12 protein-coding genes are annotated in these 16,757 nt (G+C 72.7%); 11 read left to right on the top strand and 1 reads right to left on the bottom strand.

Annotated features, from left to right (window positions below; all coding sequences use genetic code 11):
* Window positions 1-152 precede the first annotated feature (152 nt).
* On the bottom strand, window positions 153-1,187 hold the full coding sequence (locus tag IO30_RS0117175; protein ID WP_031143945.1) for an amino acid ABC transporter permease: 1,035 nt from the start codon (window positions 1,185-1,187) through the stop codon (window positions 153-155).
* 711 nt (window positions 1,188-1,898) lie between these two features.
* Between IO30_RS0117175 and IO30_RS0117170 the strand changes: the two genes are divergently transcribed.
* From IO30_RS0117170 to IO30_RS0117120, 11 genes are all read left to right on the top strand, one after another.
* A complete protein-coding gene (locus IO30_RS0117170; protein ID WP_078904741.1) occupies window positions 1,899-3,080 on the top strand; it encodes an LLM class flavin-dependent oxidoreductase in 1,182 nt (393 codons plus the stop codon).
* 88 nt (window positions 3,081-3,168) lie between these two features.
* Window positions 3,169-4,137, top strand: coding sequence for an ABC transporter substrate-binding protein (locus tag IO30_RS0117165; RefSeq protein WP_031143941.1), 969 nt, complete (start codon window positions 3,169-3,171; stop codon window positions 4,135-4,137).
* 60 nt (window positions 4,138-4,197) lie between these two features.
* On the top strand, window positions 4,198-4,977 hold the full coding sequence (locus IO30_RS0117160; RefSeq protein WP_031143939.1) for an amino acid ABC transporter ATP-binding protein: 780 nt from the start codon (window positions 4,198-4,200) through the stop codon (window positions 4,975-4,977).
* Window positions 4,978-5,367: 390 nt separating this feature from the next.
* Complete coding sequence (locus IO30_RS0117155) at window positions 5,368-6,627, top strand: ROK family transcriptional regulator (RefSeq protein WP_031143937.1); 1,260 nt, start codon at window positions 5,368-5,370, stop codon at window positions 6,625-6,627.
* A gap of 404 nt (window positions 6,628-7,031) precedes the next feature.
* Window positions 7,032-7,550 carry a flavin reductase family protein gene (locus IO30_RS0117150; protein ID WP_031143936.1) on the top strand — a complete coding sequence of 173 codons (519 nt, stop codon included), beginning with the start codon at window positions 7,032-7,034 and terminating at the stop codon, window positions 7,548-7,550.
* A gap of 44 nt (window positions 7,551-7,594) precedes the next feature.
* Window positions 7,595-8,659 (top strand): ABC transporter substrate-binding protein, encoded by a 1,065-nt coding sequence (locus IO30_RS0117145; protein WP_031143934.1) that lies wholly within the window; start codon window positions 7,595-7,597, stop codon window positions 8,657-8,659.
* A complete protein-coding gene (locus tag IO30_RS0117140) occupies window positions 8,656-9,615 on the top strand; it encodes an ABC transporter permease (protein ID WP_078903828.1) in 960 nt (319 codons plus the stop codon). Before IO30_RS0117145 ends, IO30_RS0117140 begins: the two co-directional genes overlap by 4 nt.
* A complete protein-coding gene (locus tag IO30_RS0117135) occupies window positions 9,591-10,406 on the top strand; it encodes an ABC transporter ATP-binding protein (protein ID WP_051859035.1) in 816 nt (271 codons plus the stop codon). Before IO30_RS0117140 ends, IO30_RS0117135 begins: the two co-directional genes overlap by 25 nt.
* Window positions 10,390-11,763 carry an LLM class flavin-dependent oxidoreductase gene (locus tag IO30_RS0117130; RefSeq protein WP_031143929.1) on the top strand — a complete coding sequence of 458 codons (1,374 nt, stop codon included), beginning with the start codon at window positions 10,390-10,392 and terminating at the stop codon, window positions 11,761-11,763. Before IO30_RS0117135 ends, IO30_RS0117130 begins: the two co-directional genes overlap by 17 nt.
* A complete protein-coding gene (locus IO30_RS0117125) occupies window positions 11,760-15,692 on the top strand; it encodes an ABC transporter ATP-binding protein (protein WP_078904739.1) in 3,933 nt (1,310 codons plus the stop codon). The genes IO30_RS0117130 and IO30_RS0117125 overlap by 4 nt, the downstream gene beginning before the upstream one ends.
* Window positions 15,689-16,726, top strand: a complete 1,038-nt coding sequence (locus tag IO30_RS0117120) for an aldo/keto reductase (protein WP_031143927.1) — start codon at window positions 15,689-15,691, stop codon at window positions 16,724-16,726. Before IO30_RS0117125 ends, IO30_RS0117120 begins: the two co-directional genes overlap by 4 nt.
* The last annotated feature ends 31 nt before the right edge of the window (window positions 16,727-16,757 follow it).

Below are 16,757 nucleotides of genomic sequence, written 5' to 3'. Positions count from 1 at the left end.
GGAGAGGCCGCAGATGTCATTTGTCTGCGGCGTAAGCTAGGCAGCCCGCAGAAGGGGTGTCAACGGCCTCGATATCGGAATGCGGAGAAGCGCGTGCCGATTTCATCCGCCGTACATACAACGCCTCTTGGTGAAATGAACCGCTTGCCGGGTCAGCGCCCGGCCGGGGCGGTCAGCGCGTGCAGACGGACGCGCAGGACGGCCAGCCGCAGGCGCACCCGTTGCAGCGGTGTGGGGGGCAGGCTGCGGGAGGTGCCGCGCGCGTAGTACCGCTCGACGTAGTACTGGCCGGTGCTCAGCACGGTGGTGACGGCGACGTACCAGAGGGTGGCGACCATCAGGAGCGGGATGACCTGGTAGTTCTGGTTGTAGACCAGTTGCACCGAATACAGCAGGTCGTGCACGGCCAGCACGCTGACGATGCTGGTGCCCTTGAGCGTGCCGATCAGCATGTTCCCGGCGGTCGGCACGATCGAGCGCATGGCCTGGGGGACGACGATCCGGCGCAGCGTACGGAGCCTGCTCAGGCCGAGCGCCTGCGCGGCCTCGGTCTGGCCTGAGTCCACGGACAGGATGCCCCCGCGCACCACCTCGGCGGCGTACGCGCTCTCGTGCAGGGTCAGGCCGATGACGGCGGTGACGGTCGGGCCGAGCAGGTTGACCGTCTGCACGGTGAAGAGCTGGGGGCCGTACGGGATGCCGAGGCCGAGCGTCGGGTAGAGGGCGCCGATGTTGAACCAGAACAGCAACTGCACCAGCAGCGGGGTGGACCGGAAGATCCAGATGTAGCCCCAGCTCAGCGTCCGCAGGACGGGGTTGGACGACAGGCGCAGTACCGCCAGCACGGTGCCGAACAGGAAACCGAGGACCATCACCGCCGCGGTCAGCCACAGGGTGAGCAGCAGTCCGTGGAGCACGGCGGAGGTGGTGAAGTACTGCCCCACCACGTCCCACTGGAAGGCGTCGTTGCGGACGACTGAGCCCAGGACCATGGCGAGGACCAGCAGGGCGCCGGCGCCGGCGAACCAGCGGCCGACGCGTCGGCGCGGCACGATCGGGGGCAGTTCGGCCCCCGGGTCGGCCTGCGGCCCGGGGCGGTCCGGGACGGGCCCGGACGCACTGGCGGGGGCGGTGGGAGCGGCGTGGGCGGCGGGGGCGGGATCGGAGACGCCGGAAGGGGTGGCCATGGGGAGGGGCTCCAGGGGGAGGGATCGCGGCTGGGGGGTGACGGCCCGGCGGCACGGCGCGCGAAGGCGCGCCGCGGGCTCCGCACGGAAGCGGAGCTGCCGGGATCCGGAGGTGCTGTCGTCATGCCCGCCGCGTCCCTCAACGCGGCCGGAAGGGCCCCCGCGCACGGCGCAGGCCCCTCTCCCGTCGATCGTAGGCGGGCGCGCCACGCCCGTGTCAACCACGCACCTCCCGCCCGGCCAGGACTGTCCGGCATCCGGGCCCTCGCTTGACGAAGCGCATCACGTACTGCTCAAGTGGTCATATGAATGCCCATCAGCGCTTGGTTTCGCGCGACTACATCGACTTCGGTCGCGTGTGGTCCGCCGCGTGTTGCGTCTGACCCGGCAGCGGGCTGTCTGACCGGCCCTTCCCTCCCTCGGTGACCCCGTCGCGGGCCGAGATGCCCCTGCGCACACCACTGCGCGGGCGGCGACCAGTGCAAGGACGCGCACTGCCGCACGCCCGGACGTGAGAGCGCTGCCTGCCGATACCCCCGTTCCTTCCGGCGCCGCTCCCTGTCGTCATGCGTCGTCGTCATGCCCGCATCTGCGCAACCGCCCCGCACACCGGTCTCCGCAATTCCTGATGCACTCTCACATATTCCGTGGCGTAAGGCTGTTCAGACGTACCCGGATGCGGTTCACCACCCGCCACCGAAAGGCCACCCCATGCCAGTGGAGTTCCTCGGCATAGCCGCCACCAACAACGGCTCCGAAACCACCGCGCGCTCCGGCGCCGCCTTCGACAAGGAGTACACGCTCCGGCTCGCCCGGGCGCACGAGGACCACGGGTGGGACCGGGTGCTGTTCGCCTACGGCTCCGGTACCCCCGACCCGGCTCCGGCGGCCGCGTACATCGCGAGCAGACTGGACCGCCTCCAGATCCTGCTCGCCCACCGTCCCAACGTCTCGTACCCGACCTACGCCGCCAAGACCTTCGCCACCCTCGACCAGATCAGCGAGGGCAGGCTGACCGTGCACTTCATCACGGGCGGCAACGACCACGAGCAGGGCCGCGAGGGAGACACCCTCACCAAGGACGAGCGCTACGCCCGGACCCGCGAGTACATCGGCATCGTCAAGAAGGCCTGGACCACCCGCGAGCCCTTCGACCACGAGGGTGGGCACTACCGCTTCCACGACTTCGTCAGCGACGTCTTCCCCGTCCAACAGCCCCGCCCTGCCGTCTCGTTCGGCGGTTCCTCACCCGCCGCCTACGCCGCTGGAGGGGCGGAGGCGGACGTCTACTGCCTCTGGGGAGAACCCCTGGAGGAGACGGCCCAGCAGATCGAGGCCGTACGGGCCGCCGCACGCGCCGCGGGGCGCAGCGACCTGCCGCGCATCCAGGTCGCCTTCCGCCCGATCATCGCCCCGACCGAGGAACTGGCCTGGGAGAAGGCCCACCGTACGGTGGGCGCCATCCGGCAGCGGCGCCAGGCGGGCCCGGCGCGGCAGCAGCGCAGCGGCGTGCTGGAGGCGCAGGCCCCCCAGAACACCGGATCGCAGCGGCTGATCGCCATCGCGGAGGCGGGGGAGCGCTACGACCGGGCCCTGTGGACCCCGACCGCCGCCGCCACCGCAGGCGCGGGCAACTCCAACGCCCTGGTCGGCACCCCGGAGACGGTGGCCCAGGCGCTCCTGGACTACTACGACCTCGGCGTCGACATCCTCTCGGCCCGCGGCTACGACCTGCTGGACGACGCCGTCGACTTCGGCCGGTACGTGATCCCGCTGGTCCGCGAGGAGGTCGCCAAACGGGACGCGGAACGGGGTGCCGTGCGCGGTGTCGTGCGCGGTGCCGAGCACGCCGCAGGCTCCGCCGAGGAGAAGCCCGCAGCCGTGCGCGGGTGACCTGCCCCCACAGGCCCGCCTGCCCTCACCCCTTCACCCCTCGCCCCTCACCCCTCGCCCCACACCGCAACGGAAAGGCCCCCTCGCCGTGAACCTCCCCGGTAACGGGATCCGCACGCGCCTGCGCACCTCCCTCGTGCTCGCCCTCCTGCCCGTCCTGCCCCTCCTGTCGCTGACCGCCTGCGGCTCCGGCGGCGCGGCCCCGGCTGCGGCGGGTGCCCGGGCCGCATCCGCGCCCGCCGACGACCCGGTCGCCGGCGTACGGACCGCGGAACCGGTTGCCGCCCTGCTGCCCGCCGACGTCCGCAAGGCCGGCACCCTGCGGATCGGCAGCTCCGTGGGATCCCCGCCCGCGGCGTACTACCCGAACGGCCAGGACAAGCCGCCCGCCGGCCAGGACATCGACATCGCCGAAGCGGTGGCCAAGGTCCTCGGGCTGAGACTGGAGCGGCAGGACGCCTCCTTCGAGACGATCCTCCCCGCCCTCGGCAGCGGCAAGTACGACGTCGGCACGGGCAACTTCGGTGTCACCGCCGAACGCCTGAAGACCATCGATTTCGTCACCTACATCAACGACGGCCAGGGCTTCGCGGTCAAGACCGGCAGCACCAAGCTCACCGGAAAGATCACCGACCTCACCCAGCTGTGCGGGCTGACCGTCGGCACCGGGGCGGGCACGACCTTCGAGAAGACCCTCACCGCGCAGAAGGGCGTGTGCGCCGCGGCCGGCAAGAAGCCGTACGAGGTCAAGGTCTTCTCCGAGACGGGGGCCGTCACCACCGCCCTCCAGCAGGGCCGGATCGACGTCGTCATGTCGACCATCAACGGCCTGCGCCACCAGGCCGCACAGCCCGCCGCACAGGCCACCTTCCTCGGCGAGTACCACCGCCTCGACGTCGGCTTCGCCTTCCGGAAGGACTCCCCGCTGACCCCCGCCTTCCAGGCCGCCGTCAACCAGCTGATCGAGGACGGAACCTACGCGCGCATCCTGCAGAAGTGGGGCACCACCGACTCCGCGATCGAACGCTCGCAGATCAACCCGGCCGAGCACACGTGAGCACCGCCCGCCCCCTCACCCGGCCCGTCCCCGGGCCTCCCGACCACCCACGGAGAACCCATGAGCGACGTCATGGTCGACGTCTGCGGCGTCCACAAGAGCTTCGGCCCGCTGGAGGTGCTGCGCGGCGTCGACCTGGTGGTCCGCACGGGCGAGGTCACCGTGATCCTCGGCCCCTCGGGCTCGGGGAAGTCCACGCTCCTGCGCACCATCAACCACCTGGAGAAGGTCGACCGCGGCTGGATCAGCGTCGACGGCGAGCTCATCGGCTACCGCAGGTCCCGCGGCAAGCTCCACGAGCTGAGCGAGGCGGAGGTCCTGAGGCAGCGCACCCACATCGGCTTCGTCTTCCAGAACTTCAACCTCTTCCCGCACCTCACCGTGCTGGAGAACCTCGTCGAGGCCCCGGTCTCCGTACTGCGCCGCCCGCGCCGGCAGGCGCAGGAGTCGGCCCTGGGCCTGCTGGAGCGCGTAGGCCTCGCCGACAAGGCCGCTGCCTACCCGCGGCAGTTGTCCGGCGGGCAGCAGCAGCGCGTGGCGATCGCCCGCGCGCTCGCCCTCGAACCCAAGGTGCTGCTCTTCGACGAACCGACCTCGGCGCTCGACCCGGAACTGGTCGGCGAGGTCCTGGACGTCATCGGCGACCTCGCCCGCGCCGGAACCACCATGATCGTCGTGACCCACGAGACGGGCTTCGCCCGGGAGGTCGCCGACACCGTCGTGTTCATGGACGGCGGAGTCGTCGTGGAGCAGGGCCCGCCCGAGTCCGTCCTGGACGCCCCTCGGCACGCCCGGACCCGCGCCTTCCTCACCCGGACCTTCCTCAGCAAGGCCCTGTGAGGGGCCGGGGGCCCCGGCCGGGCGGCTCCGCGGGCGGCCGTCCAGGGTGCGGGCAGGTGTTTGACCGGCCTGCGCCGCCCCGGCTATGTTGCCCGCCATGTACCGTTCCGCGCTTCTGACGACACGAGGTCACGTCGACCTGAAGCGCGTCTGCTCCGCCGCGTGTCAGCGGTCCTGACCGTACGGCGACCGCGCGGATCCCTCGTCTCCGGCAAGCCCTCAAACGGGCCCGGAGTGCGGACCCCCGCCGCGTTCCCCGCGTTCCGGTGAACAGTGCTCCCTCCGTGGAGCTTCCCGCGCTCGCCCCTGCCCGGAGCCGGCCGCCCCGTCGCGTGCCGGCCCCGAGCCCGGGTGTTCCGCGCCACCGATCAGGACCCTGGAAGGCCCCTCGTGGACAGACCGAAGACCTCAGCCGACCGCCGCCGCCGTGCCCCGTTGCGCCGCTCCGACATCCCCTCATCCGGTACGAACCCGATGCGGAGCGCGTCCGGTACCGGCGCCGTGCTGGGCGCCGTCCTGGACCACGGCCCCGTGGCCCGCAGCACCATCGCCCGGCTCACCGGGCTCTCGCCCGCGTCGGTCAGCGGGCACTGCGCGGCGCTGCTGGACAGGGCGCTGGTCAGGGAGGGTCCGGAGACGGCCGGTCCGCGCGGGCTGGGCCGCCCGTACATCCCGGTGGAGATCGACACGAGCCGTTTCCTGGTCGCCGGGGCGCACATCGCGGTGCCCCACACGACGCTGTCCCTGATGGACCTCACCGGGCGGATCGTCGCGGAGGAGCGCCGGCCGCACGAGGGCACCGAACCGGGCCGGGTGCTCGCCCGGGTGGCCGCAGGACTCCCACGGATGCTGGCCGCGCACGGATCGGGGCGCACCGCCCTCGCCCTGGGCGTCGCCACCGGCCACTGGGTCGACCCCGAGGCCGGAACCGTGGTGCACCACCCCCAACTGGGCTGGCGGGGGGTGCCGGTCCGGGACGAACTCGCCCGGGCGACCGGCGTCCCCGTGCACCTCGACAGCCATTCGCGGGCCCTCGCACGGGCCGAGCAGCTCTTCGGCGAGGCCGCCACCCGCGCCAGCGCCGTCGTCCTGTTCATCGGGAACGTCGTCGACGCGGCGTTCGTCACCGCGGGGGCCGTGCACCAGGGTCCCCGCTTCGGCGCGGGCAACGTGGCGCACCTGCCGGTGGGTACGGCCGCCACCGGTACGCGCTGCACCTGCGGTACGCCCGGATGCCTCCAGTCCGAGGTCTCGGAACCGGCCATGGTGCGCCGCGCAGCCGAACGGGGCCTGCCCGTAACGGCGTTCAGCGCCCTGCTGGACCTGGCCGTCGCAGGCGACCGGGTGGCGGTCGAGCTGTTCCGGCAGCGGGCCCGGCTGACGGGCCGGGCCGCCGCGGTGCTGCTGGACATGTTCGACCCCGAGGTGCTGGTCGTCGTCGAACCCGGAACGGGCCGACTGCCCGCGTGCATGGACGAGTTGCGGGCGGAGGTGCAGGCCCGGTCGCTGGTGTGCGACGACGCCGGCCGGTCCGTCGTACCGAGCAGCTTCACCGGGTCCGTGCTCGCCACCGCGGGCGCGGCCGTCGCGCTGGGGGCGCTGTACGGGGATCCGCTGGGCCCGTGGCCCGCGCTGCCCGCCGTGTCCTGACGCCGTCGGACCGACCTCAGGAAATCGACTTAATTCAGAAAGTTGCATTGTTGACCGGGCCGGACGGGGAAAGGGAGGATGGATTCATGAGCAGCCCGCAGCGGAATCGACGGTACGCGCACCGGATCGCGCGACACTGCCGTCCCTTCCGGCCGGCCCTCACGCGCGCCGCCCGTTCCTGTTGTTGTTGACGGGCGAGCCGAAGGAATTCTCCGCTGCGGGCACGACCCGCCGCCTCCTTCTCCTTTTCCTTGCGTGCGTTTTTCCACGGCATTTCCGAGCGTGACCGGTGCGGCTCCCCGCTGCGCCGTCGCGTGCTCTGCCGTGCCCGTGAGGCATACCCGTACAGCCGTACCGGCGGCCGCAATCCGGCAGCGCACCGCACCACCGACCCTGGGGGAATCATGACCATTTCCTTGTCCTCGCACCCGGCAGCACCCTCGGCGGCGCGCCCGGTCGAGCCGGATCTCTTCAAGCAGATCTTCCGCAGCTATCCGGGCGGAGTCGTGGTCGTCACGGCCGACTCCGGCGCGGGCCCGGCCGGATTCACGGCCACCTCGCTGACCTCGGTGTCCCTCGAACCGCCGCTCGTCTCCTTCGGCATCGCGAAGGGCTCCTCCTCGTGGCCGCACCTGGAGCGGGCCGACTCGGTGGTCGTCAACTTCCTCGGCTCCGCCCAGGAGGACCTGGCCAGGCGCTTCGCGACCAGCGGCATCGACCGTTTCGCCGCGCCGACCCGGTGGCACCGGCTGCCCCAGGGCGAGCCCGTGCTCGACGGGGTCGCGGGCTGGCTGCGGCTCACCGTCGAACAGTTCGTCCCCGCGGGCGACGCGCACATCGTCGTGGCGCGCGTCGCCGAGGCCTGGCAGGCCGAGGACCCCCGGCCCCTCCTCTTCCGCAACGGCGCCTACCTCTCCCTCTGAACCGCGGCGACCGACGAACCCCCGTCATGAGAACAGGAATGTCCATGCCCTCCCGCTCCTCCTCCCCCCGATTGGGCCGCAGAGGATTCCTCGCCCTCGCCGGCGGCGCATTCCTCGCCGCCGCCGGCTGCGCCCCCCAGACCACCCGCGCCGCCCATTCCGCGCCCCTGGGCGAACTGCCCACCGGACCACCGCCCGCCGGTACGTCACTGGCCGTGGCCGTGCGGACCTCCCAGATCCAGCTGGCCGCGTCCGGGCTCGAAAAGGACCTCCCCTTCAAGGTTTCCTCCTGGATCAACCTCAATGCCGGGCCCGACATCATCCAGGGATTCCGGGCGCGCTCGATCGACGTGGCGAGCAATGCCGGAATTCCGCCGATCCAGGCCGAGGCCATCGGCGTGAAGGCCCGGATCGTCGCCGTCCAGGAACGCCGCCACCCCTCCTACGTGTTCGCCACGGCGCCCGGCTCCTCCATCGCGTCCGTCGCGGACTTCAAGGGGAAGAAGGTCGCCTTCTCGCAGGGGCAGGCCCAGGGCGTGGTGGTCCTGCGGGCCCTGAAGAAGGCCGGCCTCGCCAATTCCGACGTCGAACTCGTGGCGCTGCCGAGCACGCAGTTCCTCACGGCCCTGCAGTCCAAGCAGGTCGACGTCGCGCCGCTGGGCGAGCCGACCCTGACCAAGTACCTGACCCAGTACGGCAAGGACGGTGCCCGCGGCATCAAGACCGACGTCATCGACCTCCTCACCGTCCTGTGGGCACCCCTGGAGGTCGTGCAGGACCCGGCGAAGGCGGCCGCGGTGCGCAGCTACGTCACCCTCTGGGCGCAGGGCGTGGTCTGGGCCGCGGAGAACGCCGACCAGTGGATCGACGCGTACTACGTCAAGGACCAGGGCGTCAGCGCCGCCGACGGCAGGCGCATCGTCGACTCCCTCGCCAAACCCCGCTTCCCGGCGAACTGGGACAAGGCCATCGCCTGGGAGCAGGAGACCGCCGACCTGATGGCCGAGGGCGGCTTCGTGCCCAAGGTCGACGTCACGGCCCTGTTCGACCGGCGCTTCGAAGGCCTCGCGGCAGCCGCCGTGCCGGCCGGATACCGGGAGGACTCATGACCGAGGCACTGACGGGCCTGCGCGTGCAGGCCCCGGAAACCGAGGCCGCGGCCGCGTCCGCCCGGCCCGGCGCCGCGACGACGACGCCCGGCCCCGCCGCAGACCGGCCCGCCGACCGTACCGTCGCCGGGGCGCGGCCCACCGCCCCCGCCACCGGACGACGCCCGGCAGCCCGCAAGTCCCGGCGGCTGGGACCCGGCCGTGGTGTCCCCTTCGGGCGGCTCCTGGGGCCCGCGCTGCTCATCGCCGTCTGGTGGACGGCGTCCGCCGCGGGCTTCCTCGACCCGCGGATCCTCTCCGGTCCCGACACCGTGATCGCCACCGCCGGTGACCTGGTCGCGGACGGGCGCCTTCAGGGAAACATCCTCATCTCCCTCCAACGAGCCGGTCTGGGCCTGCTGTTCGGCGTACTGACCGGAGTTGCGGCCGCCGTCCTCGCCGGACTCAGCCGCACCGGCGAGTACCTCGTCGACGGGCCGCTCCAGATCAAGCGCGCCATTCCGTCGCTGGCCATGCTGCCCCTGCTCATCCTCTGGCTCGGCATCGGCGAGGAGATGAAGGTCACCGTCATCGCCCTCGGCGTCGCCGTGAACATGTACATCAACACCTACGCCTCGCTCACCAGCATCGACAGCCGGCACGTGGAACTCGCCGAGGTGCTCGGACTCAGCCGGTGGCGCTTCCTGCGCAAGGTGGTCCTCCCCGGCTCCCTGCCCGGATTCTTCGTCGGCCTGCGGCTGGGCGTGACCTCGGCCTGGCTCGGCCTGATCGTCGTCGAGCAGATCAACGCCACCAGCGGCATCGGCTACATGATGTTCCAGGCCCAGCAGTACGCACAGTCCGACGTGATCATCGTCGGCCTGGTGGCCTACGGGATCTTCGGCTTCGCCTCCGACGCACTGGTGCGCGCGATCGAACGGAGGGCCCTGTCATGGCGACGTACGCTGGCGGGCTGACCACCGACCACCCCGCCACCCCGGTACGGGAGCCCGCCCCGCCCGCGGTGCGCACCCGTGGCCTGGTCCGCCGCTTCGGCGACCGGACCGTCCTGGAGGCACTCGACCTGACCCTCGGCGCGGGCGAGTTCACCGCACTCCTCGGCCGCAGCGGCTCCGGCAAGTCCACCCTGCTGCGGGCCGTGGCCGGCCTCGACCACGACGTGGACGGATCGGGCGAACTCACCGTCCCCGAGCGCGTCTCCCTCTCCTTCCAGGACTCCCGGCTGCTTCCCTGGCTGCGCATCCTGGACAACGTCACCCTCGGACTGCGCGGACCCGGCGTCCGCGAACGCGGAGCACGGGCCCTCGCCGAAGTCGGACTCGCCGGCCGCGAACGCGCCTGGTCCCACGAGCTGTCCGGCGGCGAACAGCAGCGCGCCGCCCTGGCCCGCGCCCTGGTCAGCGACCCCGAACTGCTTCTGGCCGACGAGCCGTTCGGAGCCCTGGACGCCCTGACCCGCATCCGCATGCACGGCCTGCTGCGCGAGCTCTACGAGCGGCACCGTCCCGCCGTCCTCCTCGTCACCCACGACGTGGACGAGGCGGTGGAGCTGGCCGACCGCGTACTCGTCCTGGACGAGGGCCGCATCTCGGTCGACCTCGCCGTCGACCTGCCCACCCCCCGGAGCCGGCGCGACCCGCGCTTCCAGGAGTACCGGGACACCCTGCTCGCCGCGCTCGGCGTGGCCGAGCACCCCGCCCCCGAAGACCACCACCCGAAGGACGAACCCGATGCCGCGCACGCCTGAGCGCAAGCCGCTCCACCTCAACGCCTTCCTGATGTCGGTCGGCCACCACGAGGCCTCCTGGCGGCTGCCCGAGAGCCCCGCCGACGGCGGCACCGGCATCGCGCACTACCAGAACCTCGCCCGCATCGCCGAACGGGGCCTGCTCGACTCGGTGTTCCTCGCCGACAGCCCCGTCCTGCAGGGCGACCCCGGCCGCAGGCCCTCCAGCAAGCTGGAGCCGACCGTCCTGCTGACCGCACTGGCCGCGGTCACCAGCCGGATCGGCCTCATCGCCACCGCCTCCACCAGCTACAACGAACCCTTCAACCTGGCGCGGCGGTTCGCGTCCCTCGACCACGTCTCGAACGGCCGGGCCGGATGGAACATCGTCACCACGGCCGGTGCGGAGGCCGCACGGAACTTCGGTCTCGACGACACCCCGCTGCACCGCGACCGCTACCGCCGCGCCGCCGAATTCGTCGACGTCGCGACGAAGCTCTGGGACAGCTGGGACGACGACGCCGTCGTCGCCGACAAGGAAGCAGGGGTCCACACCCTCGCCGACCGGGTCCGCCCCATCGACCACCGCGGCGAGTTCTTCCGCGTCGACGGCCCCCTCAACGTCGAACGTTCCCCCCAGGGCCACCCGCTCCTCGTGCAGGCCGGCTCCAGCGAGGACGGCAAGGACTTCGCCGCCCGCTACGCCGAGGCGGTGTTCACCGCGCAGCAGACCCTCGCCGAAGGAGTCGCCTTCTACAAGGACGTCAAGCAGCGCGCCCTCGCCCTCGGCCGGGACCCGGACGGCATCAAGATCCTGCCCGGCATCGTCCCCGTCATCGGCGACACCGAGGCCGAGGCCCGCGAACTCGACGCCGAACTCGACCGGCTCATCGTTCCCGAGTACGCCAAGCGCCAGCTCGCCCTGCGGCTCGGCATCGCCCCCGAGGCCCTGGACCTCGACTCGGAACTTCCCGACGACATCCCCACCGAGGACGAGATCGAAGGGGCGAAGAGCCGCTACACCCTCGTCGTGGAGCTGGCCCGGCGCGAGAGGCTGACCGTACGCCAGCTCATCGGAAGGCTCGGCGGCGGCCGCGGACACCGCACCTTCGCCGGTACCCCGCAGCAGGTCGCCGACACGATCGAGCACTGGTACGACAGCGGAGCCGCCGACGGCTTCAACATCATGCCCGCGGTCCTGCCCTCCGGGCTGGAGGTCTTCGTCGACCGCGTGGTCCCGATCCTCCAGGAACGCGGCCTGTTCCGCACCGAGTACACCGGCACCACCCTGCGCGAGCACTACGGCCTCCCGCGCCCCGCGGGCCGCCCGGCGCAGCATGTCGACCAGCCCGGCACCGGTCTGGTGGAGGCCCGGTGACGGTCTGTCCCACCGCCACGACGGAACCGGCCGCCGCGCACGACGCGGCGGCCGGCCCCGCCGGCGCACCACCGGCCCGGAGCTGGGCCCGGCGGATCGTCGGCTATACCCTGCGCCACCGCACCGACCTGGTCCTGGCCTTCGGCGGCGCCGCGGTGGCGGCCGTCGCCACCGCGATCCTGCCGCTCGTCCTGCGCCACGTCGTGGACGACGTCGCCGACCGGGACGCCGGCGCCCTCCTCCCCTGGATCGCGGTCCTGGCCGGCGCCGGGGCGGTCCGCTTCGCAGCGTCCTACGTCCGCCGCTACCGCTCGGGACGCCTCTCCCTCGGCGTCCAGTACGACCTGCGCAACGACACCTTCTCCGCCCTGCTGCGCTTCGGCGGAGCCCAGCAGGACGGCCTGCGCACCGGGGAGGTCGTCAGCAGGTCCATCTCGGACATCACCCTCATCCAGACCCTGCTCCAGTTCCTGCCCAACATGACGGGCAACGCGCTGATGTTCGGCGTCTCCCTCGTCTTCATGGCGTGGCTCTCGCCGCTCCTCACCGTCGTCGCCCTCGTCGTCGGGCCCGCCCTGTGGCTGATCGCCCTGCGCAGCCGCCGCACCCTCTTCCCCGCCAACTGGCACGCCCAGCAGGAGGCGGCCGAGGTGGCCTCCGCCGTCGAGGCCACCGTCGCCGGGGTACGCGTCGTCAAGGGCTTCGGCCAGGAGCGCCGCGAACTGCGCGGCCTGGAGGAGCGCGTCCGCGCACTGTTCGCCTCCCGGCTGCGCGTGGTGGCCTTCACCAGCCGCTACCACCCCTCGCTCCAGGCCGTACCGGCCCTCGGGCAGGTCGCCGTACTCGCCCTCGGCGGCTGGCTCGCGATGGACGGCCGCCTGTCGCTGGGCACGTTCCTCGCCTTCACCGCCTACCTCGGCGGCCTCGTCACACCGGTGCGCCAGGTGGCCACCCTCCTCACCGTCTGGCAGCAGGCCCGGGCCGGCGCCGAACGCGTCCTGGAGGTCATCGACGAAGCGCCGGTGATCGCGGACGCACCCGGCGCGCACCGGCTCGGCGCCGGCGCCCCGGCCCTGGCCTGGAACGACGTGACCTTCGGCTACGGCGAGGGCGCTCCGCTGCTGTCCGGTTTCACCCTGGAGGTACGGCCGGGGGAGACGCTCGCCCTCGTCGGCCCCGCGGGCTGCGGCAAGTCGACGGTCGCCGCGCTCCTCCCGCGGTTCTACGACACCGGGTCCGGCAGCGTCTGCGTCGGCGGCCACGACGTCCGCAGCCTCACCCTGGCGTCCCTGCGGTCCCGGATCGGTTTCGTCTTCGAGGAGAGCCTGCTCCTGGCCGACTCCATCCGCGCCAACATCGCGTACGGGAAGCCGGAGGCGACCGACGCCCAGGTCCACGAGGCGGCCCGGCTCGCCCGCGCGGACGAGTTCATCGACCGGCTCCCCGACGGCTACGACACGGTCGTCGGCGAACAGGGACTCACCCTCTCCGGCGGCCAGCGCCAGCGGGTGGCGGTCGCCCGCGCCCTGCTCACCGACCCCTCCGTGCTCGTCCTGGACGACGCCACCTCGGCCCTGGACGCCCGCGTCGAGGCGGAGATCCACGCCGCCCTGGCGCAGGCCGGGCGCCGCCGCACCACCATCGTCGTGGCCCACCGCGAATCGACCCTGGAGCTCGCGGACCGCGTCGCGCTGATGGACGGCGGCAGGATCGCCGACATCGGCACCCCGGACGAGCTGCGCGCCCGCTCGGCCCTGTTCCGCTCGCTCCTGTCGACCTCGGGCGACCCCGGCGACCCGGTCCACTCCGGCCCGGCCCACGAGGCCCCGGACGCCGACGCCCCGGGACACGACGCCCGGGTGCAGGGCGTCCCGGCGTACGACCTCCCGGCCGGCGGCGTCACCGAGGCCCTGTGGCGACGCCCGGACGGGGACGAAGGCCCCGCACACCAGGCGGCCACCGCCGCCCGCGCCGCGAACGCCCTGGCCCAGGCCGCCGCCTCCGGACCCGGCCGCGGCGGCCCCGGCAGCGGCGTCCTCGGCTCCGCCCCGCCCGACCCCGAACTCCTTGCCGCGCTCGCCCGGATCCCGATGCCCGCGGCCGAGCCCGCGGTCCCCCTCGCCCAGGCCGTGGCGGGCGATCCCGCCTTCCGCCTCGGCTCCCTGCTGCGCCCCTTCCGGATCCCGCTGCTCGGCGGGCTCCTGCTGGTGGCCGTGGACGCGCTCGCGCAGATCGCCGTACCCGTACTCGTCCGGCACGGCGTCGACAGCGGGGTCACGGGCCAGGCCCGAGGGGTCCTGCTGGCGGCCGCCGCCGCGGCGGCCGCGGTCGTCGCCGTCAACTGGCTCGTCGGCATCGCCCAGGTCCGGACCACCGGACGCACCGGCGAGCGCCTCCTGTACACCCTGCGGATCAAGACGTACGCCCAGCTGCAGCGACTCGGCCTCGACTACTACGAACGGGAACGCGCGGGCCGGATCATGACCCGGATGACCACCGACGTGGACGCCGTGTCGAACTTCCTCCAGACCGGCCTCATCACGGCGGTCGTGAGCCTGCTGACGGTCTTCGGGGTCCTGGTGTCCCTCCTGGTCATCGACGCACAGCTGGCGCTGGTCCTGCTGGCCGCACTGCCGCCGCTGATCGCGGCCACCGCCCTCTTCCGGCACCACTCGGTCCCCGCCTACCTGGAGGCCCGCGAGCTGATCAGCGCGGTCAACGCCGGCCTCCAGGAGAACGTCGGAGCCGTGCGCGTCACCCAGGCCTTCCGCCGGGAACGGCGCAACGCCGAGGACTTCGCCGCCCTCGCCCGGTCGTTCGCCGACTCCAGGCTGCGGGCCCAGCGGTACATGGGCATCTTCTTCCCCTTCGTCGAGTTCCTCGGCACGCTGTCCACGGCCGCCGTCCTCGCCGTCGGAGCCGGACAGGTGGCCTCCGGTGAACTCACGGCGGGCACCCTGATCGCCTTCCTGCTCTGCGTCGAACTGTTCTTCGCCCCGATCCAGCAGCTCTCCCCGGTCTTCGACGGGTACCAGCAGGCGGTCGTCGGCATGAACCGCCTGCGCACCCTGATGCGCACCCCCGTCGGCACCCCGCCCGCTCCGGCGCCGCGGCCCGTCGAGGCCCTGCGCGGGGAGATCGAGTTCGACGACGTGTCCTTCCGCTACGCGGGCGGGTCCGACCGGGAGGTGCTGCACGGCATCCGGCTGCGCATCGCCCCCGGCGAGACCGTCGCCCTCGTCGGGACCACCGGCGCGGGCAAGTCCACCGTGGTCAAACTGCTCGCGCGCTTCTACGACCCGGCCTCCGGGACCGTCCGCGTCGACGGCCAGGACCTGCGCGACCTCGACCTGACCGGCTACCGGCGCCGGCTGGGCATCGTCCCGCAGGAGCCGCACCTGTTCGGCGGCAGCGTCCGCGACGCCATCGCCTACGGACGGCCGGACGCCACCGATGCGGAGGTGGAAGCCGCCGCCCGGGCCGTGGGGGCCCACGAGATGGTGGCCGGACTCGCACACGGGTACCTCACCCGGGTCGGGGAACGCGGCCGGGGCCTCTCCGCGGGCCAGCGCCAGCTGCTGGCCCTCGCCCGGGCCGAACTCGTCGACCCCGACATCCTGCTGCTCGACGAGGCGACCGCCTCGCTCGACCTCGCCACGGAACGGCGGGTCACCGCCGCCGTCGAGGCCCTCACCCGGCGCCGCACCACCGTCGTGGTCGCCCACCGCCTCACCACGGCCGCCCGCGCGGACCGGGTGGTGGTCCTCGAAGCCGGGACCGTCGTCGAGACCGGCACCCATGCCCAACTGCTGGCCGCGCAGGGGCCGTACCGGCGCCTGTGGGACACCTACCGGACGGGCGCCGTCGGCGCCCACCCGGAGGCGGCCGGCACCCTTACCGATCAACTCGTCAACGGGAGTGCACGATGACCGAATACCGCCTGCTCGGACGCACCGGAGTCAAGGTGAGCCCGCTCTGTCTGGGCACCATGATGTTCGGGGCGCGCGGCAACACCGACCATGCCGACAGCGTCCGGATCATCCACCGGGCCCTCGACTCCGGCATCAACTTCGTCGACACCGCCGACGTGTACTCGGCGGGGGAGTCCGAGACCATCGTCGGCAAGGCGCTCGCCGGAGGCCGCCGGGACACGGTGGTGCTGGCCACCAAGTTCCACGGCAGCCTCGGCAGCGACCCCAACGAGCAGGGCAACAGCCGCCGTTGGATCATCCGCGAGGTGGAGAACAGCCTGAAGAGGCTCGGCACCGACTGGATCGACCTCTACCAGGTGCACCGGCCCGAGCCCGAGACGGACTTCGACGAGACGCTGGGCGCGCTCAGCGACCTCGTCCACCAGGGCAAGATCCGCTACATCGGCACCTCCACCTTCGAGCCGTCCGCGATCGTCGAGGGCCAGTGGCTCGCCGAACGCCGCGGCCGGGAACGCGTGGTGGCCGAGCAGCCCCCGTACTCGCTGCTCGCGCGCGGCATCGAGCGCGAGGTCCTGCCCGTGGCCCAGAGGTACGGGCTCGGCGTGCTCAGCTGGAGCCCGCTGGCCGGCGGCTGGCTGTCCGGCCGTTACCGCAAGGGCGGCGAACAGCCCTCGTCCAGCCGGATCGACCGGCAGGCCGCGCGCTTCGACATCGCGGACCCCGAGAACGCGGCCAAGCTGGACGCCGCCGAGGCACTGGCCCAGCTCGCGCAGGAGGCGGGACTGACCCTGGTGCAGCTGGCCCTGGCCTTCGTCCTGGAACACCCCGCCGTGACCTCGGCCATCATCGGGCCGCGCACCTTCGAGCAGCTGGAGAGCCAGCTGGGCGCGGACCGGGTGCGCCTGAGCACCGACGTGCTCGACCGGATCGACAAGATCGTGCCGCCGGGCACGAACCTGTCGTCCCGCGACGCCGGATACGTACCGCCCGCACTCGCCGCCCCGGACCTCCGCCGCCGCCCCCGCGGCTGACGGCCGCAGGCGCCCCGGCCGACCCGGCCGC

Origin of the sequence: Streptomyces xanthophaeus (assembly GCF_000725805.1) — a bacterium.
GTDB lineage: Bacteria > Actinomycetota > Actinomycetes > Streptomycetales > Streptomycetaceae > Streptomyces > Streptomyces xanthophaeus.
Note: the sequence above shows the minus strand (reverse complement) of the source record. Positions and strands in the feature narration are given on the sequence as shown.

Bases quoted from the DNA above. Each gene is read 5' to 3' on its own strand.
- IO30_RS0117150 (WP_031143936.1), top strand. From the start codon at position 7,032: ATGACCATTTCCTTGTCCTCGCACCCGGCAGCACCCTCGGCGGCGCGC.
- IO30_RS0117140 (WP_078903828.1), top strand. From the start codon at position 8,656: ATGACCGAGGCACTGACGGGCCTGCGCGTGCAGGCCCCGGAAACCGAG.
- IO30_RS0117175 (WP_031143945.1), bottom strand. From the start codon at position 1,187: ATGGCCACCCCTTCCGGCGTCTCCGATCCCGCCCCCGCCGCCCACGCC.
- IO30_RS0117135 (WP_051859035.1), top strand. From the start codon at position 9,591: ATGGCGACGTACGCTGGCGGGCTGACCACCGACCACCCCGCCACCCCG.
- IO30_RS0117170 (WP_078904741.1), top strand. From the start codon at position 1,899: ATGCCAGTGGAGTTCCTCGGCATAGCCGCCACCAACAACGGCTCCGAA.
- IO30_RS0117130 (WP_031143929.1), top strand. From the start codon at position 10,390: ATGCCGCGCACGCCTGAGCGCAAGCCGCTCCACCTCAACGCCTTCCTG.
- IO30_RS0117120 (WP_031143927.1), top strand. From the start codon at position 15,689: ATGACCGAATACCGCCTGCTCGGACGCACCGGAGTCAAGGTGAGCCCG.
- IO30_RS0117145 (WP_031143934.1), top strand. From the start codon at position 7,595: ATGCCCTCCCGCTCCTCCTCCCCCCGATTGGGCCGCAGAGGATTCCTC.
- IO30_RS0117160 (WP_031143939.1), top strand. From the start codon at position 4,198: ATGAGCGACGTCATGGTCGACGTCTGCGGCGTCCACAAGAGCTTCGGC.